Genomic DNA, 1,565 nt, shown 5'->3' on the forward strand with positions numbered 1-1,565 from the left:
GAAGGGTAGGGAATGGTAAAAAAGGAGAAATTTATTAGCATGTTGGGGCGAGTCGGAAGTTGGTGCTCAAGGGTATTGAGGAAGGTAAAAATACGGTATCAAGTGCAGTAGATACGTTCAAAGCCGCATGCTCTAAAGTTTGGAATGCTTTTACAGGTAAACATTATGCTGATGAAGCTGAAGCAATCATTGCTGAAACGGAAAAACGCTATGAAAAGGCAAAGCAACTTTACGAGCATGAGGTTGCGCAAATATCAGAAGGGATAGAAGAAAAAATAAGCAAAATAAATCGTCAGAAACAAGATATATACTCTGTTCATTTCAAGCGATTTATGTCGATATCCAGACGATTACACAATGTCTCCGTCAAAGGTCAGCCATTCGAAGAACTATTTGATGATAGCATTTTGGAAATAAAAAATAGAAACGGTGTCAGAGCAAAATCTGAAATTATGTTAATTGATTTCAATAAAATGAGCTTGCTCGATACATTAGGAATGGTTTTCACTTTAGGACTTTTTTCTAGAAAGGCGGCGAAAGAATCATTAGAGCGAGCAAAGCAGGAGCAGGGACGGATCACTGAAGAGATAGTTAAGCTTGAGTCACAGCAGAAACAATTAAAAGTGATCGAAGAGTCTATAGATAATGTTGTTTTTTATTTTGATGAGCTAGTCGCGAATTACAGCAGTCTGTTAAATAGATTTGAATATGGAATTCAAACTCAGCGCATGCATCAGATGGCCATTAATTCAGATGTTTTTGCCCATAAGCTAGATTTCAAACTACTGCCAGTAGTTCATTTAGAGGAGTTTCGCGCGCTGTTTAACTTATCCATCGTCTTAAATCAGATGGCGAATCTTGGCTATCTATCAGATTCTGGAGGGTTTATTGAAAAAGACAGCTCGCAAGCAGCTACAATATTTGAGATGTCCAAATCACAGTCTTTGTGCGCATAAGGAAGATATGATGGATAAAAATAAAGGTTATCAAATTCCAGAGTTATCTAGTGAAGATATAGTTAATCGTTTGGAAGGCTGCTCTCCTCTTCAGGCTAGTAAAGTATTGCTGGATGTCGAGCTACATGATCAAAGAGATAGCTTGGAAGTTCTCAACGAAATTGAAACAGCAATGAGAAATCAGAAAGTTGGGATCGGCGAGGCGCTGATTCAGCCGATACTGCTAAGTGTCTGTGATGGCCTCATAAGTCACCCAAAACTGGCTCTCTCTAAAAAAGGCCTGACTTCGACTCGGTTGGTCAGTGAGTTACAAGCTTTTAGCTATGATAGCAAACCGCAAATGTCTGATGACTGTCGGTTAGATAAACAGCGTTTAGATGAAAACACATCCAGCCAGGTTGACCACAAAGGCCCCTATAAACGCTCAGATTTAGAAGATAAAGCTAAGCTCTATCAATACCGAGACGCTCAAATGGGTGAAAATCGTCGGATTTATAGTGAACTTGAGCTTAATGAAAACAGTCAAAAAAGAGCTCTCTATAAACAGAGTGATGAATTCAATCAGGGAAAGAAGAGTAAAGGCAAGAACGTCAGCAAATCTAGTATTGA

General features: G+C 39.0%; 2 protein-coding genes. Both read left to right on the forward strand.

The features are described 5' to 3' along the window. Window positions 1-62: 62 nt before the first annotated feature. Window positions 63-956, forward strand: a complete 894-nt coding sequence (locus H5202_RS22255; RefSeq protein ID WP_220493978.1) for a DNA repair protein — start codon at window positions 63-65, stop codon at window positions 954-956. A gap of 7 nt (window positions 957-963) precedes the next feature. Beyond that, window positions 964-1,565: hypothetical protein (locus tag H5202_RS22260; RefSeq protein ID WP_220493979.1), on the forward strand; the 602-nt coding region annotated here is incomplete at its 3' end.

Origin of the sequence: Shewanella sp. SG41-4, assembly GCF_014164505.1 — a bacterium.
In the GTDB taxonomy this organism is placed as follows: Bacteria; Pseudomonadota; Gammaproteobacteria; order Enterobacterales; family Shewanellaceae; genus Shewanella.